Origin of the sequence: Arthrobacter sp. KN11-1C, from assembly GCF_052180225.1 — a bacterium.
Taxonomy (GTDB): domain Bacteria; phylum Actinomycetota; class Actinomycetes; order Actinomycetales; family Micrococcaceae; genus Arthrobacter.
This window is the reverse complement of record NZ_CP197467.1, coordinates 1576516-1600991: the sequence shown is the minus strand read 5'-3', so window position 1 is coordinate 1600991 and position 24476 is coordinate 1576516. Positions and strand designations below refer to the sequence as shown.

The window sequence follows — 24476 nt, the reverse complement described above, 5'->3', positions numbered from 1 at the left end:
AGAGCTACTTCCGGCCGATGAACCAATCCTGGAGCTTGCGCAGCCTCGACTGCAATTGCTCTTCGTTTGCCTGAGCCACGGCCGGCCCGCCACACACCTCGCGCAACTTGTTGTGGACGACGCCGTGCGGGGTGCCGGTGCGGGCCGACCAGGCTGCGACGTTTTTGGCCAGCTCATTGCGCAGGTCCATCAGCATGCGGTGGTCCGGAACCGCCGGCGCCGCGGCGGCAGCCAACGGAGACTGGCGCTTCTTCCTCGACTGCTGGTCATGCTGGCGCTGCCGGAGCAACGTTCCCACCTGTTCGGCGTCGAGCAGCCCGGGGATCCCGAGGAAGTCCAGTTCGTCCTCGGAGCCGATGTCGGCTCCCGTACCGAATTCGCCGCCGTCGAACAGCACCCTGTCAAAGGAAGCCTGGGAATCGAGAGCCTCGAATTTGCCCTTCTCAAGGGAGTCGGAGGCCTTCTCTTCACGGTTGGCCTCGGCCATCAGGTTCTCTTCGGGGTTGAAGAGTCCGTCCGCGTCTTCCTTCTCGGGCCGGTCCAGCGCGTGGTCCCGCTCGGCTTCCATGGAGTTGGCCAAAGCCATGAGGGGCGGCACGGACGGCAAGAAGACCGACGCCGTTTCCCCCCGTTTGCGGGCACGGACAAAGCGGCCCACGGCTTGGGCGAAGAACAGCGGCGTGGAGGTGGACGTCGCGTAGACGCCGACCGAAAGCCGGGGGACGTCGACGCCTTCGGACACCATGCGGACCGCCACCATCCAGCGCTTGTCGCTGGCCGTGAACTCCTCGATCTTGTGCGAAGCCTTGGAATCATCGGACAGGATCACCGTGGGCGACTGGCCCGTGATCTTCTTGAGCTGACCGGCGTAGGCGCGGGCGTCGTCGTGATCCGTGGCGATCACCAGGCCGCCGGCGTCGGGCACGGTACGGCGGACCTCGCTGAGACGCTTATCGGCGGCGGCGAGAACCGCGGGAATCCATTCGCCGCTCGGGTTCAGGGCGGTACGCCACGCCTGCGAGGTGATGTCCTTGGTCACGGCAGCCTCGCCAAGGGAAGCCGCCATTTCGTCTCCGCCACTGGTACGCCAACGCATTTGGCCCGAATACGCCATGAACAGCACGGGCCGGACCACGTGGTCCCGCAAGGCATTGCCGTAGCCGTAGGTGTAGTCCGCCTTCGAGCGGCGGATGCCGTCCCGGTCTTCGGCGTATTCCACGAAAGGGATGGGCGAGGTGTCGGAACGGAAAGGCGTTCCCGTGAGGGCCAGGCGCCGCGCAGCGGGATCGAACGCCTCGCGCAATCCGTCGCCCCAGGACAACGCTTCACCGCCGTGGTGGATTTCGTCGAGGATGACCAGGGTGCGTGCGGCTTCGGTCTTCGCCCGGTGGAGCATGGGCTTGCTGGCCACCTGGGCATAGGTCACGGCGACGCCGACGAAGCCCCTGCCGTGCTGGCCGTCGGCATTCTTGAAGTTCGGATCGATGGCAATGCCCACCTTGGCCGCGGCGTCCGCCCACTGCCGCTTCAAGTGGTCCGTAGGTGCGACGATCGTCACGCGGTTCACGGTTCCACTGTCAAGGAGCATTGACGCAATCCGCAGGGCGAAGGTGGTCTTACCGGCTCCGGGGGTTGCCACGGCGAGAAAATCGCGCGGGCTGGCGTTCAGGTACAGGTCCAGCGCTTCCTGCTGCCAGGCGCGCAACTTCGGGGCGGTTCCCCAGGCTGCGCGTTCCGGATAGGCCGGGGGCAGCGCGGGGCCGCCGAAGAGCGTTTCAGTCACGCGGTTTCCCCCCGACCAGCAACGATTCCAAGCAAGGCCGCTGCAGCCAGCGAAGCCCAAATAACCACAAAAAACACCAATCTGTTCCGGATGCGCCGAATCACGCGGGGCAGCACACAGGCAGGGAAAGAACTCCCCCGCCTACTACCAGGAAATACCCGACTACCAGGGATTTCTTACTACTGGGGCTTACTGGCTACTTGGAGCCGCCCGAGCCGCCTTTGTCTCCGCCGTCGTTGCCGGGGCGAAGTCCTTCATAGATTTCTTTGCACTCGGGGCAGACCGGGAACTTCTGCGGGTCCCGGCCAGGGGTCCACACTTTGCCGCAAAGTGCGATCACGGGTTCGCCTGTGAGGGCGGACTCCATGATCTTTTCCTTGCGGACGTAGTGCGAGAAACGCTCCCGGTCACCGGGTTCCACTTCCTGGCGCAATTCCTCGCGCTCAATGGTTGCAGTGGAAGTTCCGGCTCCGGAAAGCTCGCGCATGGGATCGTTTTCGAATGGGTCCGGAGGCAGCGTCGTCATGCCATCCATCTTAGCCGCTGATGCTTCGCGATCAGATGCACCGTGTCAGATGCTCTGCCATTTCGGCTTGTTGTCGTAGGTGTGGCGATAGTAGTCGGCGAGCTTGAGCGAGGACGCCGCAGCTTCATCGATGAGGATGGTGGCGTGCTGGTGCATCTGCAGCACGGATGCCGCGCAAATGGCCGCCACCGGCCCTTCCACAAAGTCCCTGACGGCCTGGGCTTTCTGCGCCCCGGTGGCAATCAGGACCACGTGCCGGGCGTCCATGATGGTTCCCAAGCCCTGTGTGACGACGTGGTGCGGGACATCATCGACGCTCTTGAAGAAACGGGCGTTGTCCTTGCGGGTCTGCTCGATCAGCGTCTTGATCCGGGTCCGCGAAGCGAGCGAGGAACCGGGTTCGTTGAACCCGATGTGCCCGTCCGTGCCCACGCCAAGGATCTGAAGGTCAACGCCACCGAGTGCGCGCATGGAGTCTTCGTACGCTTCGCAGGCTGCGGGAAGATCGGCCGCGGTACCGTCCGGGCTGTGGACATTGGCGGGGTCGATATTGACCCGATCGGTGAATTCACGGCGGATGACTTCACGGTACGACTCCGGATGCCCCGGCTCCAACCCGACGTATTCGTCAAGGGCGAAGGCGTGTGCCTGGCTGAAGTCGAGGCCTCTTTCCTGGTGGCGGCGCGCCAGTTCGTCATAGACGGGGAGCGGAGAGGACCCTGTGGCGAGGCCCAGGACGGCGTTCGGCTTTCGGAGGAGCAGCGCCTCGATGGCGTCCGCGGCGAGCGCCCCGATCTGCTTGCTTCCCGGAAGGATGACAACTTCCATCGTCCACGACCTTTCTAGCTGTGTTTCCCGGATCGACTGGTTCAAACTCGAGGTTATCCCATGTCCCATAACTTGTCATTGTTGGTCATGGAATCAACGATTGACGCTCAATTGCGCGAAGAGCTCCGGCCCGCGGCGGTCAAGCCAGCGGCCACCGATCCGCACACCGGCCACAAACAAGGCCACCCCTAGAACCGTACCAATGGCCAGGTTGATCCATCCCCACAGCGGATCGCCCGTGACCGACTGGACGATGACCAGGACAAGTTCAGGAAGTACCAAGAGGAACAGCACCGCCATCCCTCCGAACTGGACTGCCAGCGTCTGGGCAACGTTTCCCGGGGGCTTCTTGAAGGGGCTGTCACCGGGCAACGGCACGTTGGACGTGTAGCGCGCCGACACGATGGAGGCCAAGCCCAGGCCCGAAAACAGGACGCCCATGGAAAGGCCCAGGACACCAGGCAACCAGTTCCAGTCCCGCGTCAGGAAGAAGGGCCCGACGGCGAAGATCACCACCACCGGGAGGGCGAATGCGAGGCACGCCAAGGCCCGGCCGAGCCGGTCATGGATGCCCCGGACCCCGGTGGCCAGATGCAAGGCAAATGCGGTGCTGTCATAGGAAACATCAGCGGCGATCGACCATGCGAGGACAAAAGCAGCGATTGGCCCCAGGATCACCAGCATCGAGTAACTTCCGGACTGCCCGGACTGGAACAGGAAAATCACGGGCAACAACGGGACCACGATGAGCGAAGCTGCGTAGCGAGGGTCGCGGATCCAGTAGCTGAGGGACCGCGCAGCCACGGCCCCGGTGGGAGTTGCAGGCAGCAGCCCGAACAAGCCGAGTTTTCCGCCGCGTTTCCCCGAGCCACCGGAATACGGCGGAGTGACCAGCGCCCGCTTGAGCAAGGCATTCCACGCGGCAAACAACACAAGGAGGGTGGCCAGGGCAATCAACGCCTTCAGGCCGGCAGCAACAACATCTCCCGACGCGAGATCGCCGCCAAGCGACCAGGAAGCACCGAGCGGCGTCCAGGAGACCGTCCGGGCGAGCTCGGGGAGATAGCCAGTGGAACCGGACACTCCCTTGAAGAGGCCGGCAACAATCGGTCCCATCAGCACGAGTGGCACAAAGACCACGATGCTGCTCACATCCTTGAAGCGACGGGAGGCCGCGAGGCCGGCAGTCGCCGTCGTAATGACTTTCGACAAGACCACGCAACTCAGCACGCCGAGCACGGCGCCCAGCAGGGCGCCCAGCACCGCCGGCACGCTGCGCCACCATGTTGCCGCCGTGAACAACGCCACAATCAATGTGGACAGGCCCGGCAATCCGATGAATCCGGCGAGGGCAAGCCCGGTCAGTAGCTGGCGCATGGGAACCGTCGACGTCGTGAAGCGGGAAGGGTCAAGCGTCATGTCCGCGGCCGAAGCCATCAGGGGCACCACGGCCCAGGCAACGATCGCGGCAGCGCCACCGAGGACGACGGCGGTGTGGGCCGTCCCGGCGTCGGCCCACCGCAGGGCGACGAGCGTCACCACGAGGGTCACGACGACCCCCAGCGCATAGAGTCCGCCGATCGCGATGCCCACAAGCTGGGCCGGACTGCGTCGGAAGCCGTTCAGCAGGAGCCGCCACTTCAGGCTCAGAAGGTGCGCAACCATTCCAGGCCTCCCGTCTGGTTTCCGCCGCCCACCAGCTGAACAAAGCGGTCCTCGAGCGTGGCGCCGGCGCGGACCTCGTCGACGGTTCCGGCGGCGAGGACCCTCCCGGCAGCCACGACGGCCACGTGGTCGCACATGCGCTGCACCAGGTCCATGACATGGCTCGAGACGATGACCGTTCCTCCCGAGGACACATAGTTGTCAAGAATCCCCCTGATGTTGGCTGCCGACACGGGATCGACGGACTCAAAGGGCTCATCCAGCACCAACAGCCTGGGCGCGTGGATGAGGGCCGACGCGAGGGCGATCTTCTTTGTCATGCCGGCGGAATAGTCCACCACGAGGGTTCCGGCGTCGCTGCTCAGGTCCAGCGCGGCCATCAGTTCTCCCACCCTGTGGGCGACGGCGTCCCTGTCCATGCCGCGGAGCAAGCCGGCATAGGTGACGAGCTGTTCGCCCGTCAAGCGGTCGAAGAGGCGAACGCCGTCGGGCAGTATCCCCATCAGTTTCTTGGCTTCGAGCGGATTCGCCCACACGTCCACGCCATGGACAAAGGCCGTCCCGAAATCCGGTCGCAGGAGCCCGGTGGCCATCGACAACGTTGTCGTCTTGCCCGCCCCGTTGGGACCAACAACCCCGTAGAAGGAGCCGGCGGGAACGTCCAGGCTGATGCCGTCGACCGCGACCTTGCCTCCGAAGCGTTTCGCCAGGCCGCGCAGGGCCAAGGCGGGCACCGGGGAATTAAGAGGGGAACCGGGAAGCTGGACAGTCATGCAGTCAGCCTAGCCCCGGGCACGGTTCCAGGGGTCGTCCCCCAGGGGGAACTACGGAGCCGCTTTCCGGAGCGGCCTCATCCCAAAGGAGTAGCGCCTAGAAGCTGTGCCGTGGAACCGCACGCTCATACTGCGGCGCCCAATCCAGGGGGAATCCGAGTTCAAAAGCCGCGCGAAGCCACCAGTGCGGATCGCGGAGGGCTGCCCGTGCCATGAACACGCCGTCGGCTTGGCCCGTGGCCACCGTATGTTCGGCCTGCCCCGAGGACGTCAGGAAGCCGACTGCCCCGGTGGAAACCCCCGCTTCGCGCCGGATCTGCTCCGAGAATCCCGTCTGGTACCCAGGGCCGGCCTTGATCCGCTGGTGGGCCACGGCGCCACCGCTGGAGACGTCCACCAAGTCCACGCCGCGCTCCGACGCCGCCCGCGCGAGCCGCACGGAGGCATCGATGTCGACGCCGCCCTCGGCCCAATCACTTGCGGAAATCCGCAACAACAACGGCATCGAATCGGGAATGACAGCGCGGACGGCGTCGATGACCGCGAGCATCAAACGGTTTCGGCCGGCCTCGCTGCCTCCCCACGCGTCGTCGCGCGTGTTGATCAGCGGGCTTTGGAATTCGTGCAGGAGGTAGCCGTGCGCGCCGTGGATCTCCACGGTGTCGAACCCGGCGTCCACTGCCCGTGAAGCCGCCGCCGCGAAATCCGAAATCACGGCGTGGATTTCCGCCTCGTTCATGGCAAGCGGACGTGCAAGCCCGGCGAAGGCCTCAGACCCGGGACCCCGGGCCACCCACCCGCCGTCGGACTCCGCCACTGATCCGCTCTGGTCCGCGAAGGGCCAGTACGTGGAAGCCTTGCGGCCGGCGTGGGCCAGCTGGACGCCGATCTTGCCGCCCACGGCGCTGTTGCGGTGGACGAAGTCCACGATCCGCTCCCACGCCGCTGCCTGCTCGTCCGTGTACATTCCGGCGTCCCGCGGGCTGATCCGTCCCTCGGGGCTGACCGCCGCCGCCTCGGTGAGGATGAGGGCCGCGCCGCCCGTCGCAAAAGCTCCAAGATGCACCAGGTGCCAGTCGTTGGGTACGCCTCCCCCGCCGTCGGGCGAGCAACTGTACTGGCACATCGGGGACACCCAGCCACGGTGCGGCAACGTCAGAGAGCGCAAGTGGAGCGGGCTGAACAACGCCGGCTGAGTCATTAGAAGAGGACCCGCGCCAGACCTTGCCGGGCTTTGGCCACGCGTTGGTCCGAAATGCCGACGACGTCGAACAGCTCCAGCAGGCGCACGCGCGCCGTTTCCCGCTCGGGACCGAAGTTGCGGCCAATGAACGCGATGATGCGGTTGAACGCGTCCTCGATGTGTCCACCCGAGATGTCGAGGTCGGCAACCGTGAGCTGCACGTCGATGTTGTCCGGCTCCTCCGCGGCCCGCTGGCGCATGGTTTCGGCTTCGGTTGCCGTCAGGAGCTCCAGCCTGCCCATCAACTCCACCTGGGCGAGTCCTGCCTTCGCCTCGGTGTCCGCCGGCTTCTCGGCGAGCGCCTGGCGGTAAGCCGTGGCCGCAGCGGCGTAATCCCCGGCTTCGATGGCGTCGAAGGCGGCCTGGTGCAGCGGCGGCAGAGGAGGGGCCTCCGCACCGGCGTCACCTGCACCGATGCTGCCCGTGACGCCGTTGGCTTCGGCCACCTTGAGGAGTTCATCGATGAGGCTGCGGATTTCCTGGTCCGAAGCTGGCCCCTCGAAGAGCGGCACGGGCTGGCCCTTCAGGACCGCGATCGCGGTGGGAATGGCCTGGACCTGGAATGCCTGCGCAAGCTGCGGGAAGGCGTCAACATCGGCCGCGGCCAGCACCACTTTGCCGCCGTAGCTTTCGACGACGCCTTCAAGGCTATGCAGGAGGGTCGAAGCCTCCAAGGAGCGGTTAGACCACAAAAGGAAAAGGACGGGAATCTGCGTGGACAGCTGGACGAGGTCCTGGAAATTGGCCTCGGTGGCGTCTACGCGAAGGGGCTGGCCGCTTCCGGGGCTGCCGCCGGACGCAGCCGGGGCACCGCTTGGTGCCGCCGGCGCAGGGCGCCGCAATGCAGAGAGGTCGACGGCGCCGCGCAGGTTGAGCTGGCTGGCAGCGGCTGGAGAGACGGGACGGGATCCTGGCGAACTCATACCGTCCACTCTAGCCGCTGCGCCAACAGCATTTTCCTACTGGAAGCTTGCTCCCACCAGACCGCGGACCGCGGCAACAAGCTTCATGGGAGCAGTAGTGCCTGCCGGTGGAATGTAAATGGCCACCGACTCCGAGAAGGTCTGCACGAGGCCGACTTTCGTGGAATCCCCGCCCGCAAGCACTGCCGCGGCTTTGTCCACGGTCAACGTGTCGCCGTCGGCCTTGGGCTTGCTGGTGAAATTGAAGTCCAGCTTTCCCACCACTACTGCGCCGCCGTCGGAGGTCCGGAACACCGCAGTATCCGCGGGAGAGGGCGTGTGCGTGAAGGTGAAGTCGCCATTGGTGCCCGACTTGACGGTGCTCGCCTGGTAGTCGAGGACATCGGCAATGTACGGCGAATTGGTGCCTTCCACGAGCTTGTCCTTGAACGCCGAATCAGCCTTGGTCAAGCGATCGCCCAGGGCTGCCATTGCTTCGGTGCCGCTGTATTGCAGTCCGGACTTGTCTCCGGCCGCCAACTGCGCGGTTCCGCCCAAGGGGATCGCCGGGAAGGATGTTCCCGGTTGCAGCGGCGAAGTGCTCTTCAGCTTGTAGTTCTCGCGCGGCGAGGCCTGCACGAGGGTCAGTACCTGGGGAACCACGTTGCCATCGCCCTGGGTCAGGGCAATCACGGTGCGCGGCCAGGTTCGCTGGGTGGAGATGACACTGCCCAGCAGTTTGGTGGACCGGACCGGCATCCGCGCCTCATGCGTGGCAACTTGGGACCGGATCTTGTAGTTCTGCGTGCGCACCTGCAGCTCGGTGCCGTCAACCCGGGGAGCGAGTTTGGAGGCATCACGCGCGGCATCCCCGGCGGTCACGGCGCCGGCCACCTGGTCCAGGATGCGCTTGAGCTGCGCGTCCACCACCACGGGGACTGCGGGCGCGACGGCGACCCCGGCCGGGCTCGCCGTCGCGGATCCGGAGCCCGCCGTCGCCGATCCGGAAGGAGAGGGAGTCTCGGCCGCTTGGGCGCCCGCAGCGGTGCCACCCACGAGGGCGGTCACAACGGCTGCGGCTACCAGCGAAATGCGAAGTGCGGGACCGCCGGCGATGCCCTTGTTGTTGTCCTCTGCAGAGGTGTCCCCGCCGATGATGTGCTGCTCGGAATCCGCGGGGGTGTCCTCGCCGACAGAATCCCTGTCAGCTTCGGTGGTGCCGCCGCCTCGCGGACCGCCGCGGCGAGGGCCCCTGCCCCTGCCGCTCGTGAACTTGCTGACGAACGGCAACGCCGCACCCGCGACAATGAGGAGCGCGCCGATGACGATCAGCGGGACGGCCCACGGCATGGTGGCATCGTTGGCGTACGTGATGGAGACCGACGACGGCGCCGGCTTGGTTCCGTCGCTTGCCAGCAGGAGCGACCAATTGCCACTCGCGGGCGGAGTAAAGGTGTAGTCCAGCTGTCCGTTGGCGCTCTCGGTTTGCACCCACATGTCCGATCCGGCAGGCGACGGAGCGGTTGCTTCGCCGTCGGTGCCGGCAACCTGGAGGGACTTGCCGTCCTCGGAGACTCCGGTGATGCTGTTGTGGGCCGTCTTGCCGACCCACGCGTCCACGTCATCCGGACGCCCGACGGCCACCACGAACTTACCGTCGCCCTTGATGTTGATTTGTCTGGAACCACCCTTGTGGGTCAACACGTCTTGGGTGATCACGGTCAGCGGAGCGGCTTTGGAGTCGCCGGGGGCGGACGCGGTTACGGTCTCGGCCGGGGCCCAAAAGGTCAGCTGGCCAATGCCGGCCAACAGTGTCAGCAGGCCAAGCAGCACCAGCGAAACTGCAGTCTTCAATCGCACAGGAATACCAATCATCAGCGGTCGTTGAACTTCAAGGGTAACGGTTTTGTTACCAAAGAGTCAGTTCGGGGTCCTCCCCAAGGGCTTCCCGACGCGCTGCTCAACCTCTAGAATTCGCCAATTCCGGCAGGCTGATAGTGTGTCGAACAACATGGCGTCGGGCGCTCCCCGAGCCTGACCGCGGAACGAAAAGGCAGCTGAAACACGTGAAAGAGCGCAAGGATCCCACTCCCGCCGAACAAGGACCGGGGACCGGCCCGGACGGCTTGGCCAGCGGTTCTGCCCAGGACGGCAAGGATCACGGCGAGGGCCTGATGGCGTCCTTCGTCCGCCGCCTTCGCCAGCCCATTCCGGGCGCCCAACCACGGGTCCGTTTCGAAATGCCTCCCGAGCTTGAGCACGACGCCGCAACCGAGCCCGCCCTGGATGACTCCGACGGTCAGCGCTTCGGTTCCCCCGGCCCGAGGATGTCCGCGCAACACCCGCTGTATCTCGGATTCATGGGCACGGCCGGGGTGGGCGTCGCCCTCATGCTGTATTACATTGGCACCAATACCGCCCAGCTGCTGTTGTGGATCGTCACGGCCCTGTTCATTGCCTTGGGACTCGACCCCGTGGTCCGATGGCTCGAAAACCGCAAGGTTCCGCGCCCTGCCGGCGTGGTCATCGCCGTCGGCGTCCTCGTTGCCGGAGTGGCGGCGTTTTTCGCCACCCTCATCCCCACCATCGTGGAACAGGTCTCGCAGATCGTGCGGCAGGCGCCGGACTGGATCCGCAGCTTCGTGGATTCCGATTTCTTCCGCTCCCTGGACAGCCAATTCGGCGTCCGCGACAAGATCAGCCAGGAACTCGACAAGTTCGTCAAGAACCCCGACGCGATGGGCGGCATCTTCGGCGGCGTCGTCGGTTTCGGATCCACGGTGGCCAACGGGGTCTTCGGGACGTTGATCGTCCTGGTCCTCAGTCTCTACTTCCTCGGGGCACTGCCTGCCATGAAGAGATGGGGATATCGGCTCGCTCCGCGGTCGCGCAGGCCCCGGGTGGAGGCGCTGTCCGAAGAAATCACCCGCTCGGTGGGCAACTACGTGATCGGCCAAGTGTGCGTGGCCCTGCTTAACGCCGTGTTCGCCTTCATCGTCATGAGCATCCTGGGCATTCCTTTCAGCGTCCTGCTGGCCTTCGTGGTTGCCCTGCTTGCGTTCATTCCGTTGGTGGGCGGCCTGATTGCCGCCGTCGTGGTCATTCTGGTGGCCCTCACCGCGGGCTGGCAGACCGCCGTCATCTACGCCATCTGCTACTTCGCCTACCTGCAGTTCGAGGCCTACTTCATCTCTCCGCGCATCATGCAGAAAGCCGTTGCCGTCCCGGGTGCTGTTGCCGTGATCTCGGTGATCGCGGGCGGCAGCCTACTGGGCGTGCTCGGTGCCTTGATTGCCATCCCGACGGCGGCGGCCATCATGTTGCTGCTCAAGGAAGTCTTCATCGCCCGCCAGGACCGGCACTAGGCCGTTGCCGCTGGACGGCGGCCACTAGACCGTTGCTAGGCCGTTGCCACTGGGCCTGACCAGTGGCGCGGCAGGCCATCCGGTCCGGCGCCTGCTTCCGTCACGTCGTCCACGATCTCGTCCAAAACCCGCGCCGCATACTTCTCTCCGACCCACAAGTGCTTGGCGCCATCGATCCCCAGGACCCGGGCCTTGGGCACCACGCTGAATCGTTCGGCGGCTTCGGCGGGCTGAAGGTAGTCGTCGTGCTCCGGAACCAGGACCGTCAGCGGCTTTCCCGAAGCAGCCCATTCCTTCAAATGCACATCCGTCGCCCGGTGCAGCGGCGGGGACAGCAGGACGGCACCCTCTATCTGGGAAGCCACGGGCTCAATGGCCCCGTACATCAAGGCCAACTCGGTGCCGAAGGACCAGCCCACCAACCAGCGGTTCGGAAGCCCGCGTTCCACTGCGAAGCGAACGGCAGCCTCGACGTCATAACGTTCACCGATTCCCTCGTCGAACTGCCCTTGGCTGGTACCCCGGGGCGAATGGGTCCCCCGTGTGTTGAAGCGCAGAACCGCGACGCCGGCCAGCGCGGGAAGCCGATAGGACGCCTTCCGGTAGACGTGCGAATCCATGAAACCGCCGTGCGTCGGCAAGGGGTGCAGCGTGATGAGCGTCGCCGAAATCTCGCCGGATTCCGGCAATGCCAGCTCACCCACGAGCAACTTGCCGTCCTCAGTGAGGAACTCCACGTTCTCGCGGCGCGCCGGCAATACCGTAGACGCCCTGATGTCCGTGGCAGACTCCGGCTGGCTGAAAACGAGGGAAGCAGGATCGAAACTCATGCTTCCAAGCTTAAGTGCTCGGCGCCGTCAAGCGACGCGCAGGAGGGCTGGTGCTGCGCAAACGGGCCGGTGACACTCATATCCGGGTGTCGCCGGCCCGTTTCGGTGTCACCGACACATGTGCGTGTCCTCCAGTGGTCCGACGGCGGAGGGGCGGCTCAGGTGCGGCGGCGTCGTCGTGGTTTCCCCACTTTTTGCCGTTGCCGCAGTCCAGAATCCCTGTCGTTCCGAGGATTCCGGGGCCGCACACCGGCCAAAGCTGGGGAGATTCAGCGGCGCCACCTCTATCGACAGGGGGAAACCAACGCCAAGACGCGCCGAAGCTGCGCAAACGGGCTGGTGACACTCATATCCGGGTGTCGCCGGCCCGTTTCGGTGTCACGGACACATGTGGGTGTCCTCCAGGGGTCTGACGGCGGAGGGGCAGCGCCGTCGTCGTGGTTTCCCCACTTTTGGCCGTTGCCGCAGTCCAGAATCTCTGTCGTTCCGAGGATTCCGGGGCCGCACACCGGCCAAAGCTGGGGAGATTCAGCGGCGCCACCTCTATCGACAGGGGGAAAATCATCGCCAAGACGCGCCGGAGCTGCGCAAACGGGCTGGTGACACTCATATCCGGGTGTCACCAGCCCGTTTCGGTGTCACCGACACATGAGGGTGTCCTCCAGACACTCCGACGGCGGCGCGGCGGCTTAAGTGCTCAGCGGTACCTGTAGGTTCGGCCTGTCCAGCAGTTGTTGTGCCAGTGCCGGCGTTCCGCCAGGCCTGCGGCATCGCCGAAGAGGTGCGTTTCGGACCAGACCACCAAATGGGCGATTCCGGGCATGATGGCCATCGAACAACCGGGGCAGATGTAGGTCTTCTCAGCATTCCGTGCGGTCATCGTCCGGACCATCCAGTCGCCGTCGGGGGCGCTTTCCCTGCCGGCAATCCCCGAACGGGCACGTTCCAGATCCAGTTCCGGCGACTCGCCTGTCCGTCTCCAGCTTGCCTTGGCTGATTCGGTACGTCGGGGGCGGTTGGAGCGGGGCATGAGTCCATTCTGCCCCAGTCGCCAGTTGCGCGCGGCAGAGGAAGTAAAGTGGAGCGGGTGCGACTCGTCATAGCCCGTTGTTCCGTTGATTACGTTGGCCGCCTCAAGGCCCACCTCCCGCTTGCCACCCGGCTTTTGCTCGTCAAATCCGATGGTTCCGTGCTGGTGCACTCCGACGGCGGTTCGTACAAGCCGTTGAACTGGATGAGCCCGCCCGCCACGTTGCGGGTGACCACGCCGGAGGAGACCGAGGTCGAAGAAGGCGTGGTGGAACAGTGGACCGTGCAGTCGGCCAAGACCGATGACCGGCTCATCATCAACATCTACGAGCACCTCCACGACACGTCCCACGACCTCGGCACGGACCCCGGACTCATCAAGGACGGCGTCGAAGCCGATCTGCAGCGACTGCTCGCCGAGCAGATCGAAACCCTTGGTGCAGGCTATTCGCTCATCCGGCGCGAGTACTTCACTGCCATCGGTCCGGTGGACATCCTCGCCCGGGACGGCGACGGCAGGACAGTCGCCGTCGAACTCAAGCGGCGCGGCGACATCGACGGCGTCGAGCAGCTCACGCGGTACCTCGAACTGCTCAACCGGGATCCCCTGCTGGCGCCGGTGCGGGGCATTTTCGCCGCCCAGCAGATCAAGCCGCAGGCGAAGGTCCTTGCCAACGACCGCGGAATCGACTGCGTCACCCTGGACTATGACGCCATGCGCGGCGTGGACGACAGCGAGTCGCGCCTGTTCTAGCTGTCCGGGCCTTCATCCCGGGTAACCCGGGTCACGCGCGGCCCCCGGCAACTAGAATCAAAGCATGACTGTCCCAGACCGGCCTGCATCTTCTCCTGCGCCTGTGCGCCACCTGATTACCGGAACCATCGTCAGCGACGGTGCGGTGATCGAAGATGGCCTGGTGGCCGTTGAGGACGACCGCATCGCCTTCGCCGGACCGGCCGCCGAATTCCACGAGGAAGCCTTCGAAGGGTTCGAGGAAACTCCCCGGACCGATTTCCCGGCGGAACGGTACATCGTTCCCGGATTCGTGGATGTCCACTGCCACGGCGGCAATGGAGGCGACTTCCCCGGAGGCGATGAATCGTCGGCACGCAAGGCCATCGATTTCCTGCACCGATCCGGGACCACCACCCTCCTCGCCAGCATGGTCACGGCGCCCCGGGAGGACTTGCTTCGCGGCATCGAGCTTTTCGTGCGCTTGGCCGATGAAGGACTCGTGGCGGGAATCCATCTGGAAGGACCCTTCCTCTCCCACGCCCGCTGCGGCGCGCAGAATCCCGCCTATCTGCTCGAGCCTGACCTGGACCTCATGACCGAGCTGGTTGAAGCCGCTGCCGGCAAACTCGCCACCATGACCTATGCCCCCGAGCTTCCCGGCGCCGCTGCACTCGTGGACCTGATGACGTTCCACGGGGTAACGCCGTCTCTTGGCCACACGGATTGCGACGACGCGACGGCGGCCGCTTCCCTTACTGCGGCTCGGGAGGGCTTGGAATCCGCCGGTTTTGACGGCGTCAGCTCGCTGCCGACTGTCACGCACTTGTTCAACGGCATGCCTCCCATGCACCACCGCTCACCTGGCCCCGTGGCCGCCTCCCTTCGCACGGCCCAGGAAGGCAAAGCCGTGGTTGAACTGATTGCGGATGGCACGCACCTCGACCCCAGCACGGTCGTGACCGTCTTTCAGCTGGTAGGAGCCTCAAACGTTGTCCTCGTCACCGATTCAATGGCGGCGGCCGGACTCTCCGACGGAAACTACATGCTGGGCCCCTCGCCGGTGACCGTGACGGACGGCGTCGCTACCTTGGATGCCACGGGTTCCATCGCGGGTGGCACCGCCACCATGCTCGACGTCGTCAGGCGCACCGTGGAAGCCGGCGTCGGGCTCGCCGACGCGATTGCCTCGGCGACGGCGGTTCCCGCCGCGGTCCTAGGCCTCTCCGATGAACTTGGCGGCCTTCGGCGGGGCCTGCGGGCCGATCTCGTCGTCGTGGACAAGGAACTGCAACTCGCTGGTGTATTGCGCAATGGTGATTGGCTGGCTTAGGGAGATTGGCCCGCAAAGGCCGAATTCGCAGGCATCCAATGGCGGATCCCGTCGCAGCCGCGCTTTCTTCCGTTACCTTCTTTTTACTTAAAATTTGTCGGAATTCCCCAGCAGACCGTTGACCTCCAGTATTCGTCATGAAAGTGTTGTAGCAGTCTTTGTGTAGGTGTGATTCATGCTCGCAAGACGTGTTGCGAGCGTGAAGCTCCTGCGAAGCCACCCAGGCCTTGCTTGGACGGAATACCAGGTCTTCTCGCGGAGTAACCAAGGCCGGCACGCGGTGTGCCGGACTTAATAGTTCCACAATGAGGAGAAACAAAAATGGCACTGGGCACCGTCAAGTGGTTCAACGCTGAAAAGGGCTTCGGCTTCATCACCCCGGACGACGCCGAAGGCGACGTCTTTGTCCACTACTCCGAGATCCAGACCGGCGGATTCCGCACCCTCGACGAGAACCAGCGTGTTCAGTTCGAGATCGGTCAGGGCGCAAAGGGCCCGCAGGCCACCGGCGTAACCGCCGTCTAGTTTGACTGCCTGAATTCTGCGCGCAGGATTCAACGAAGGGGTTCCGCACACGTGCGGGACCCCTTTTCCCTTCCCAACTAGCTCGCATTTGTTGTCGTTATGGGGCGTCAAAACGACAACAAATGCGAGTCAGTTGGGTGTTCAGGCGACGAGGGTGCGGAGGAGCCTCGCAGTTTGCCGAACGGACAGCCCAGGCAAATATGCCCGGCTTAGCGCGGCGCCGATCGCGGGAATCTCCAGGCTGTCCTGGTAGTACATATACAAAGTCCGGTACTCCGGCTGGAACCTCGATTTGAAGCGGGCCAGCGAGCGGAATCCGTAAACAGGCTCCAAGGTCCTTCCGACGAGGTCCAGAATGCCCGCCATGCCAGCTTCCCCGCTGGAGAATTCCTCGGTCTCCCCCGCCAAAGGCGAGCCCGACAGGGATATGACCTCCACTCCCTGCCGCAACTGGTGGACTGCCGAGGCAATCATGAATTCCATGAGGCCGGGGAAGGCGTCGCTGCGCCGCCGCATGAAGTCCAATGTCCAGCTGATCACCTGGCCGTCGCGAAACACGGGGAGCCAGCTGGTGACCCCGTGGACAAACCCTTTGCCGTCGACGGCGACGCAGCAAAGCACTTCATCGTCCATCAGCTCGTCGAGGGAACCCAAGGTAAAGCCCATTTCGGGTACCTTTTTCCTGGCGGCCCACTCTTCCGACACCTCGCCGAGTTGGGAGCGAAGGTGTTGCGGGAACTCCGAATAGCGCCCCCACCGGGCCAGAACGCCGGCCTTCACCGCACGGTTCTTGGCCGTGCGCACGTTCTGCCATGCTTTGCCTGTGAATTCGAGGTCGCGGATAGAGAGCCGGGTTTCCTGTGCGACCGCAATCCTGCGGAATCCCGCGGATTGCAGCATGGGCCACAATTCCTCCGTGCAGGAGTAGAGGCACGGCACCAATGCATGGTGCGCGCAGTAGTCCAGAAAACCCTCGGTCGCGGCTGCGGCTTGTGCGGGATCACCGAACGGACCGGCGAGGGTCAGTGCCACGTTCCCATGCTGCTGATAGGCAATTCCGGCGTCCATTCCGGGGGTGAACCAGAACTTGTTCGGCTCCCATAGCGCCATCCAGGAAAGCGACTCCCCGCCCCGTTTCACCAGGTCCCTGGCCGCCAGTCGAGCGGGATCATCGCCGTCGGGACCGTGCTGCCGTTTGAGAAGCAGCGTCCACACGGCTGCGAGGGCCACAAGCCAGAAGATGATTCCCGACCACGCGAAGAGCAATGACTCGGCGGCACTTCGGTCCGCGAACACCCGGCCGAAGGCCGTGGGTATGGGCAAGGGAAGGTACTGCCGGGCGAGTTCCGCACCGAGACCCAGGATGCCGCCGTCGTGCGCCAAACCGCCCGAGCCGAGCCAGGCCCCGGTGTATCCGCTCGCCAAGATAAGCCAGGTACTGCCAACCAGCCACGCCATCTTCCGGCGGAGCGGCGCCCTCGAGCCGACCACAAAGTTGCCCCTGAACAGGAAAAGCAGAACCGCCAGGATCAGGGGAACCAAAGCGAGGGTCAGGATGTGGAACACCGCGGAGCCCATGACGACGGTGCGGCCCCGGCCTGGAAAATGCGGGATGCTGGCAAACAACACGAGGTAGGCGAAGGACAGCGCCACCACGCCAAGTTGCACGCCGATGGCGATTTTCAGCGCCAAGCGCCTTCCTTGGCGCATGCCCACCGCACAGATCAGGAGAAGCAGCGCGGGTACCACTGCGAGGGCAACGCCGGCCGGCCCGGGATAGCCCTGGCGTCCGAGTTCCAGGCAGCTGATATCCACAGTGCCACCGCAGTTCGCCTGCAATTGGTTGAGCGTCGGAACAGGGTTCAGGACCATTTCGCGGAGCAGCGCCAGCGGCCCCGCCGGGCTCCTCACGGCGCCCGCCACCAAAGGCCCGACGCCGAAAATCGCCACCATGAGCGACAGCAGGTTTCGCGTTTCACGCCTCGTGGCACGGTGGCTTGGTTGAATGCCGTGGTCGAGTTGGAGCCACAGACCGGTCCCCAGCCCCAGCAGCGCCCCGGTCAGGGCCATGACAGCCGAGGGGTCGCCTACGTACAGGACCAAGAGCAGCGCCAAGGAAAGGACTGTCGCCCTCAGGCGCCGACGCCACAGAGTAGGGAGGAGGCCACTTGCCGCCATCGAGACCAAGAGGGTTGCCGGTAGGGGTCCGGAGGTCTTCGCATCCATCATCCGCCCCAGCCAGCCGTCGCCGGCGTAGGCTGCCAACTGGACCACCAGCAAAAAGGCGGTGACCGTCGCAAACTGGCCGCCAAGGAAGGCCACCGCCGTGCGGAACCACCCGAGCTTCCGCTCTGAAGCACCCAAAAGCACAACAAACAACAACGAGCTCGTGACGTAGTCAAAGGGGTTCGCGGCGAAAAACATGGATGTCCAGATGGACCACCAGTCCCCCGCCTTCAATCCCCCACCGCTCACGCTCGAGAGATGCCGCAACGCATCAGGGCCGTAGCCGAGATCGGGGTCGAAGATCGCCGGCGTGAGCAAGTACAGCGCGAGCACAATCACGGTGAAGGGGATCGCGCCAATATGGGCAGCCACGTTGCCAAGCATGGCCCGGGCGAGGACCGCCACCATCTTCCGGGCGGGCCTGGCATCTTCGGATTCAGGCACCTGCTCTTTGGACAACTGGGCTTCCTGGGTGCTCATCGAACGAGTCCCCATCGAGGGGCCAGGAATTCCATCGCCGAGGGAAGCTCTTTCACGGCCACGGCCCACGAATGTCCGGCACCGGCAACCGAAGCGTGCCTGACGTCGAACCCGGAGGTGCGGGCGGCTGCCGCCAGCTCGGTGGCGAAACGGACGAATTCGCTGTCCGCGGCCCCGACGGCGAAGTAGCCTGCATGGCCGTCGTAGCTACGTTGTTTCATCAGGGTCAACGGCGTCAGGGCGTCGAAGGCCGCAGCGTCGCCGCCGAATGCGGTTTGGATGGTCCGCCCGCGATCAGGACCGAGCGAAGGCTCCCGCTCTCCCGAGAAGGCGATGAACGAAGGGTAGATCTCAGGATGCAGCGTGGTCATTTGCACGGCGCAGGTTGCACCGAAGGAAAACCCGCCGACGGCCCACTTTCCTGGGTCGGCGGAAACCTCGAGCGTCGAGTTGATCCAGCGAGGAACATCGATCGCGAGGTAGGTGTCGGCATGCGCGATCCGGCTATCCATGCACATGGTGTTTGCGGTATCGGAACCGTTTGGATCGACCACGACGACGACGGGTGCCACGCCTCCGTGCCGTGCGGCGAAGGAATTCATGTTCTGCTCCAGCAACCCGCCGGTCAGCCAATCGGCGGGGCGTCCCGGTTGGCCGGCAAAGAGAACCAGGACGGGTAGCTGGCTGCGGTCGGTAGCCAGGTAGGCCGGCGGCAGGTAGATGAAAGCGTCCTGGGCCGTGAATCCGGATTCAATTCCGGGAATCGACGCCCTGCGGACAACACCTCCGTTCAGCGCGGCCCCCGGGGTGTTTCCGGCAACACCCCTTTTGAATCCCGCCTCAAGCTCGGGGATCCGCCCCACGTTGTGGCCGAAGAGATCGGCAGCCGTGTGGTTGAGCCCGAAGTAGCTGTTGATCTGTAGCGCGGAGAGGAGCAGCACGGAGACGAACGAAACCCCTGCGGCGCTCCTTCCACGCCAGGAGGAACCACGGAGCCGGAAAAGGAAAAGGGCCAACGCAGAGAAAGCAACCGTGGACCACACGAGGACATCGATGGGGAGGTCCTCGGGGAACACGGTAAGGACATTGACGAGCAGCCAGTGGATGACGGCGACCACACCGCTCGCCGCGGCAAGCGAAAGAACGATGGAAAGCAACCAGGGCCGGTCCCGTCGCAGGAGGAGGAAGACACTCCCGGCAACTCCCGCGCCAAGAACGGTCCAATAGAACGGACCATCAACAAGCCTCACGTTGTAGAGGAAGTCCACTGGCCTCAGCGCCAGGTGCCGACGCCCACCACAGGGCCGGCCTCGAGCCAGGACGACAACCCGGCGTAGGCATCAAATCTCATCGCCAGCATGAACCGCTGGCCTTCATGTAGGAGTTCGACGACGACGACGTCGGGTTGGAGCCTCGTCAGCTCTTCCTCCGTTGGCTTCCGGCGGCCAAGGAGCTCCAAGGAACTGCGGCGGAAGCTGTGTTTCGGACGGAAGCTGAGGGACAACAGGCGGAACCACTCAAGCTCCGAGTCCTGATAACGACAAACCCCCATCCGCCAGCTGTTTCCAGCCGTGCAAATGGAGGCGTCGACCGTGCCCAGGGCGCGCCGCAAATTGAAGCGGCGCACCCCGACGAGGCACAGTGTAAAGATCAGCAACGCAAACGCCGTTGCCAAGGCGATGAACGGAATAGCAGAATCGTCCATCAAGGTCTTGCTATCGGATCCCCGCAGTAGCTGAATCGCCCAACTGGGCGTTGTCAGCGACGATCACCACGCGGTTGTTGTCGACGGAGAAGAATCCGCCGTCCACAACTACTGCCAGGCGGTCTCCGGTAACCGGCTCGATGGCCAGCTCGCCCGCGGCCAGAATGGCGAGGAGCGGCGAGTGGCCCGGCAGGATCCCGATTTCACCATCGCTGGTGCGGGCCTTGACCATTTTGGCCGCACCGGACCACACGAAGTGGTCCGCTGCGACAATCTCAACCTCGAGCTCAGCCATACTACTTGGTCTGTTCCTGGATCTTGGCCCACTGGCGCTCGACGTCATCCAGGCCACCGACGTTGAAGAACGCCTGCTCTGCGATGTGGTCAAGCTCGCCGTCGCAAATCGCCGTGAAGCCTTCAACGGTGTCCTTGATGGACACGGTGGAGCCTTCGACGCCGGTGAACTGCTTGGCGGTGTAGGTGTTCTGGGACAGGAACTGCTGGATGCGGCGTGCACGCGACACGACGATCTTGTCTTCTTCGGACAGTTCGTCAACGCCGAGGATGGCGATGATGTCCTGGAGTTCCTTGTTCTTCTGCAGGATCTGCTTCACGCGGACAGCCGTGTTGTAGTGGTCCTTGCCGATGTACTGCGGGTCCAGAATGCGGGACGTCGACGTCAGCGGGTCAACGGCCGGGTACAGACCACGGGAGGCGATTTCACGGGAAAGTTCCGTGGTCGCGTCGAGGTGTGCGAAGGTCGTTGCCGGAGCCGGGTCGGTGTAGTCATCAGCAGGCACGTAGATGGCCTGCATCGACGTGATCGAGTGGCCCTTGGTCGAGGTGATGCGCTCCTGGAGGAGGCCCATCTCGTCGGCGAGGTTCGGCTGGTAACCAACAGCGGACGGCATGCGGCCGAGCAGCGTGGAGACCTCGGAACCGGCCTGAGTGAAGCGGAAGATGTTGTCGATGAAGAGCAGCACGTCCTGGTTCTGGACATCGCGGAAGTATTCCGCCATGGTCAGTGCCGACAGTGCCACACGCAGACGCGTTCCCGGCGGTTCGTCCATCTGGCCGAAGACAAGGGCAGTGTCCTTGAGGACGCCTGCCTCTTCCATTTCAACCCAGAGGTCGTTGCCTTCACGAGTACGCTCGCCAACACCGGCGAATACCGAAGTACCACCGAAGTTGCGGGCCACACGGGTGATCATTTCCTGGATCAGAACGGTCTTGCCAACACCGGCGCCACCGAACAGGCCGATCTTTCCACCCTTGATGTACGGGGTGAGGAGGTCGATGACCTTGATGCCGGTCTCGAGCATCTCCGTGGAGCCCTCGAGGGACGCGAAGGACGGAGCCTTGCGGTGGATCGGCCAGTATGCGTCCGCGTTGATCTCGGACTCTTCGACGTCCAGCGGCTTGCCGAGAACGTTGAAGATGTGGCCCTTGACGCCGTCGCCGACAGGCACGGAGATCGGGGAGCCGGAGTCCTGCACGGAGGTACCGCGGACGAGTCCGTCGGTGGCCTGCAGGGAGATGGCACGGACGAGGTTGTCACCCAGGTGCTGGGAGGTCTCGAACGTAATGGTCTTGGTCTCACCGTTGAGGGTTACCTCGGTGGTGAGTGCGTTGTAGATCGACGGGATTGCGTCAGCCGGAAATTCGACGTCGACAACCGGGCCGATGACGCGGGCAATGCGGCCGGTGGCGCCGGCCGTTGCGGCTGCGTGCTCGGTAGCGGTGGCAGTCATCTCTCTCACTTCACTCAGTAGATGGCGTGGGGTTAAGTTTATCTATTTGGTGCAGGTGTGGCTTGCGCCGAACCATGCACCGGCAACTACGCGTTCAGGGCGTCGGCGCCGGCCACGATTTCGGAAAGCTCCTGCGTGATCTCAGCCTGGCGGGCCGTGTTGCGCAGACGCGTGTACTTCTTGATCAATTCGGTCGCGTTGTCGCCTGCCGACTTCATGGCGCGCTGGCGGGCGGCGAGCTCGGAAGCTGCCGCCTGCAGCATTGCTGCGAAGATGCGGGACTCGATGTAACGCGGAAGCAGTGCGTCAAGCACCTGCTCCGATTCCGGTTCGAACTCGTACAGCGGCAGAAGCTCGGACTCAGTGACCGCCTGCTCTTCAACTTCGAGCGGCAGCAAACGGACAACCGTGGGCTCCTGCGTCACCATCGACTTGAAGCGGGTGTAAACGACGTGGATCTCATCCACGCCACCCTCAGCGAAGTCGTTGGCGAACTCTTCGAGAAGAGCGGCGCCGACTTCCTTGGCAGTCTCGAATTCCGGTGCGTCGGTTCCGCCGGTCCACACGCGGGAGTACGAACGGCTGCGGAAGTCGAAATATGCCTGCGCCTTGCGGCCAACCAGGTAGGTCTTGACTTCCTTGCCCTCTGCCCGGAGAAGCTCGTTGAGACCTTCGGCCTTCTTGAGCACGCTTGCGGAGTAAGAACCAGCCAAGCCACGGTCCGAGGTGATGACCAGGACTGCGGCGCGGCGGATCTGCTCCGGCTCGGTGACTAGCGGGTGATCGATTTCGCTCTGGCTTGCGACAGCAGAAACAGCACGGGTAATCGCGTTTGCGTAGGGCGTCGAAGCTGCAACGCGGGCGCGGGCCTTACCGATGCGCGAGGTAGCGATCAGTTCCATCGCCTTGAAGATCTTGCGCATCGACGTCGTCGAGCTGATCTTCTGGCGGTAGACCCGGATCTGGGCTCCCATACATTTCCTTTCCTAAGATCCCGATGGATCAGCGGCTAAGGCTTTGGCGAAGGCCCCGGGCCTGCGGATACCGCAGGCCCGGGAACCAATGCTCTAGCGCTTCTGCTTGACGATCTTTTCCTGGTCGACTTCGCCACCGGAAATCGCTTCGTGCTCTTCGTGGCCGGCACCAACCAAACGGTTGTCGCCTTCTCCGAAGAAGCCCTTCTTGAAGTCGATGATCGAGGACTTCAGCGCTTCAGCGGTGTCGTCGTCCAGGACGTTGGTCTGCGCCAGCGTGGTCAGGATGGAGGACTTGTGCTTGAGGTGCTCCAGGAACTCGGACTCGAAACGGCTGACATCCTCAACCGGAACATCGTCCAGGTAGCCCTTCGTACCGGCCCAGATGGATACAACCTGGTCCTCGACCGGGAACGGCGAGTACTGGCCCTGCTTGAGCAGTTCCATCAGGCGGGCGCCACGGGTCAGCTGCTGGCGTGAAGCGGCGTCGAGGTCGGACGCGAACATCGCGAACGCCTGCATGTCGCGGTACTGGGCCAGGTCCAGCTTCAAGGTACCGGAGACCTTCTTCATGGACTTGACCTGTGCCGCACCACCAACACGGGACACGGACACACCGACGTCAACAGCGGGGCGCTGGTTGGCGTTGAAGAGGTCCGACTGCAGGAAGATCTGGCCATCGGTGATGGAGATGACGTTGGTCGGGATGTAGGCCGAGACGTCGTTTGCCTTGGTTTCGACGATCGGAAGACCGGTCATCGAGCCTGCACCCAGCTCGTCGGAGAGCTTGGCACAACGCTCCAGGAGGCGGGAGTGCAAGTAGAAAACGTCACCCGGGTACGCTTCGCGTCCCGGCGGGCGGCGGAGCAGCAGGGACACTGCACGGTAAGCCTCGGCTTGCTTCGACAGGTCATCGAAGATCACCAGTACGTGCTTGCCGCCGTACATCCAGTGCTGGCCGATGGCCGAGCCGGCGTACGGAGCCAGGTACTTGAAGCCGGCCGGGTCGGATGCCGGAGACGCCACGATGGTGGTGTATTCCAGCGCGCCGTGGTCTTCCAGGGTCTGGCGGACGGCAGCGATGGTGGAAGCCTTCTGGCCGACACCGACGTAAACGCAGCGCACCTGCTTGGTGACATCGCCCGAAGCCCAGTTGGCCTTCTGGTTGATGATGGTGTCCACGGCGATGGCGGTCTTGCCGGTCTGGCGGTCACCGATGATCAGCTGGCGCTGGCCACGGCCGATCGGAATCATGGCGTCAATAGCCTTGAGACCGGTCTGCATCGGCTCGTGGACCGACTTACGCTGGGTCACGCCCGGAGCCTGGAGTTCCAGTGCACGGGTGGTCTCGGCCTTGATCTCGCCGAGGTCGTCGATCGGCATGCCGAGCGGGTCGACTACGCGGCCCAGGAAGGCGTCGCCCACCGGGACGGACAGGATTTCACCGGTGCGGTGGACTTCCTGGCCTTCTTCGATGCCGGTGAAGTCACCGAGGATGATGACGCCGATTTCGCGGACGTCGAGGTTCTGGGCCAAGCCCAGGGTGCCGTCTTCGAAGCGAAGCAGCTCGTTCGCCATGACCGAGGGAAGGCCCTCAACACGGGCGATGCCGTCACTTGCGGCGGTCACGCGGCCGACCTCTACGCGCTCTGCGTTTCCGGGTTCGTAGGACGCCGCGAACTCGTTCAACGCATTACGGACGTCGTCGGCGTTGATGGTCAATTCGGCCATCTGCAGTCCCTGCTCTCCTGTTTTCGTGATCATCGTTGCTCACGATGACCGGGTTTTGTATCAGTTAAGTTGTG

General features: G+C 64.2%; 21 protein-coding genes. 4 read left to right on the top strand and 17 right to left on the bottom strand.

The annotated features are described in order from the left end of the window. Window positions 1-4: 4 nt before the first annotated feature. The 8 genes from ACSBOX_RS07485 to ACSBOX_RS07450 all read right to left on the bottom strand — a co-directional run bounded on the left by ACSBOX_RS07485 (window position 5) and on the right by ACSBOX_RS07450 (window position 9595). A complete protein-coding gene (locus ACSBOX_RS07485) occupies window positions 5-1783 on the bottom strand; it encodes a DEAD/DEAH box helicase (protein WP_442545462.1) in 1779 nt (592 codons plus the stop codon). A gap of 196 nt (window positions 1784-1979) precedes the next feature. Then, complete coding sequence (locus tag ACSBOX_RS07480; RefSeq protein WP_059387622.1) at window positions 1980-2318, bottom strand: DUF3039 domain-containing protein; 339 nt, start codon at window positions 2316-2318, stop codon at window positions 1980-1982. A gap of 36 nt (window positions 2319-2354) precedes the next feature. Next, window positions 2355-3137, bottom strand: coding sequence for a glucosamine-6-phosphate deaminase (nagB, locus tag ACSBOX_RS07475; protein WP_442545461.1), 783 nt, complete (start codon window positions 3135-3137; stop codon window positions 2355-2357). 93 nt (window positions 3138-3230) lie between these two features. Further along, window positions 3231-4802 carry a transporter gene (locus ACSBOX_RS07470; protein WP_442545460.1) on the bottom strand — a complete coding sequence of 524 codons (1572 nt, stop codon included), beginning with the start codon at window positions 4800-4802 and terminating at the stop codon, window positions 3231-3233. Next, window positions 4784-5575 carry an ABC transporter ATP-binding protein gene (locus ACSBOX_RS07465; RefSeq protein ID WP_442545459.1) on the bottom strand — a complete coding sequence of 264 codons (792 nt, stop codon included), beginning with the start codon at window positions 5573-5575 and terminating at the stop codon, window positions 4784-4786. Before ACSBOX_RS07465 ends, ACSBOX_RS07470 begins: the two co-directional genes overlap by 19 nt. A gap of 97 nt (window positions 5576-5672) precedes the next feature. Then, the gene (locus ACSBOX_RS07460) at window positions 5673-6776 is read right to left on the bottom strand and encodes an NADH:flavin oxidoreductase/NADH oxidase (protein WP_442545458.1); all 1104 of its coding nucleotides are present in this window, start codon (window positions 6774-6776) and stop codon (window positions 5673-5675) included. Next, a complete protein-coding gene (locus tag ACSBOX_RS07455) occupies window positions 6776-7741 on the bottom strand; it encodes a co-chaperone YbbN (protein ID WP_442545457.1) in 966 nt (321 codons plus the stop codon). Before ACSBOX_RS07455 ends, ACSBOX_RS07460 begins: the two co-directional genes overlap by 1 nt. Window positions 7742-7777: 36 nt before the next feature. After that, the gene (locus tag ACSBOX_RS07450) at window positions 7778-9595 is read right to left on the bottom strand and encodes a hypothetical protein (RefSeq protein WP_442545456.1); all 1818 of its coding nucleotides are present in this window, start codon (window positions 9593-9595) and stop codon (window positions 7778-7780) included. A gap of 299 nt (window positions 9596-9894) precedes the next feature. Between ACSBOX_RS07450 and ACSBOX_RS07445 the strand changes: the two genes are divergently transcribed. Further along, window positions 9895-11085, top strand: coding sequence for an AI-2E family transporter (locus tag ACSBOX_RS07445; protein ID WP_442545981.1), 1191 nt, complete (start codon window positions 9895-9897; stop codon window positions 11083-11085). Window positions 11086-11120: 35 nt separating this feature from the next. On the opposite strand, the gene ACSBOX_RS07440 is transcribed toward ACSBOX_RS07445, so the two are convergent. Both ACSBOX_RS07440 and ACSBOX_RS07435 read right to left on the bottom strand, forming a co-directional pair. Then, window positions 11121-11915, bottom strand: a complete 795-nt coding sequence (locus ACSBOX_RS07440; protein ID WP_442545455.1) for an alpha/beta hydrolase — start codon at window positions 11913-11915, stop codon at window positions 11121-11123. Between the two features lie 697 nt (window positions 11916-12612). Then, complete coding sequence (locus tag ACSBOX_RS07435) at window positions 12613-12945, bottom strand: ATP/GTP-binding protein (RefSeq protein WP_442545454.1); 333 nt, start codon at window positions 12943-12945, stop codon at window positions 12613-12615. Window positions 12946-13002: 57 nt separating this feature from the next. Between ACSBOX_RS07435 and nucS the strand changes: the two genes are divergently transcribed. From nucS to ACSBOX_RS07420, 3 genes are all read left to right on the top strand, one after another. Then, complete coding sequence (gene nucS, locus ACSBOX_RS07430) at window positions 13003-13698, top strand: endonuclease NucS (protein ID WP_059387620.1); 696 nt, start codon at window positions 13003-13005, stop codon at window positions 13696-13698. Between the two features lie 64 nt (window positions 13699-13762). Continuing rightward, window positions 13763-15010, top strand: coding sequence for an N-acetylglucosamine-6-phosphate deacetylase (gene nagA, locus ACSBOX_RS07425; protein ID WP_442545453.1), 1248 nt, complete (start codon window positions 13763-13765; stop codon window positions 15008-15010). 321 nt (window positions 15011-15331) lie between these two features. Next, entirely contained in the window at window positions 15332-15535 is a 204-nt protein-coding gene (locus ACSBOX_RS07420) for a cold-shock protein (protein ID WP_028264741.1), read from the top strand. A 141-nt stretch (window positions 15536-15676) separates the two neighbouring features. Here ACSBOX_RS07420 and ACSBOX_RS07415 read toward each other — a convergent pair whose 3' ends face one another. The 7 genes from ACSBOX_RS07415 to atpA all read right to left on the bottom strand — a co-directional run bounded on the left by ACSBOX_RS07415 (window position 15677) and on the right by atpA (window position 24402). After that, on the bottom strand, window positions 15677-18169 hold the full coding sequence (locus tag ACSBOX_RS07415) for a bifunctional lysylphosphatidylglycerol flippase/synthetase MprF (protein ID WP_442545980.1): 2493 nt from the start codon (window positions 18167-18169) through the stop codon (window positions 15677-15679). A 68-nt stretch (window positions 18170-18237) separates the two neighbouring features. Beyond that, entirely contained in the window at window positions 18238-19509 is a 1272-nt protein-coding gene (locus tag ACSBOX_RS07410; RefSeq protein WP_442545452.1) for an alpha/beta hydrolase, read from the bottom strand. Window positions 19510-19514: 5 nt separating this feature from the next. Further along, on the bottom strand, window positions 19515-19946 hold the full coding sequence (locus ACSBOX_RS07405; RefSeq protein WP_442545451.1) for a DUF2550 domain-containing protein: 432 nt from the start codon (window positions 19944-19946) through the stop codon (window positions 19515-19517). Between the two features lie 10 nt (window positions 19947-19956). Further along, window positions 19957-20241, bottom strand: a complete 285-nt coding sequence (locus tag ACSBOX_RS07400) for a F0F1 ATP synthase subunit epsilon (protein WP_059387616.1) — start codon at window positions 20239-20241, stop codon at window positions 19957-19959. A 1-nt stretch (window position 20242) separates the two neighbouring features. Then, a complete protein-coding gene (gene atpD, locus ACSBOX_RS07395) occupies window positions 20243-21697 on the bottom strand; it encodes a F0F1 ATP synthase subunit beta (RefSeq protein ID WP_078108480.1) in 1455 nt (484 codons plus the stop codon). Window positions 21698-21783: 86 nt separating this feature from the next. Beyond that, window positions 21784-22671, bottom strand: coding sequence for a F0F1 ATP synthase subunit gamma (locus tag ACSBOX_RS07390; RefSeq protein WP_078108479.1), 888 nt, complete (start codon window positions 22669-22671; stop codon window positions 21784-21786). A gap of 93 nt (window positions 22672-22764) precedes the next feature. Beyond that, a complete protein-coding gene (gene atpA, locus ACSBOX_RS07385) occupies window positions 22765-24402 on the bottom strand; it encodes a F0F1 ATP synthase subunit alpha (protein ID WP_234748626.1) in 1638 nt (545 codons plus the stop codon). Between the last annotated feature and the right edge of the window lie 74 nt (window positions 24403-24476).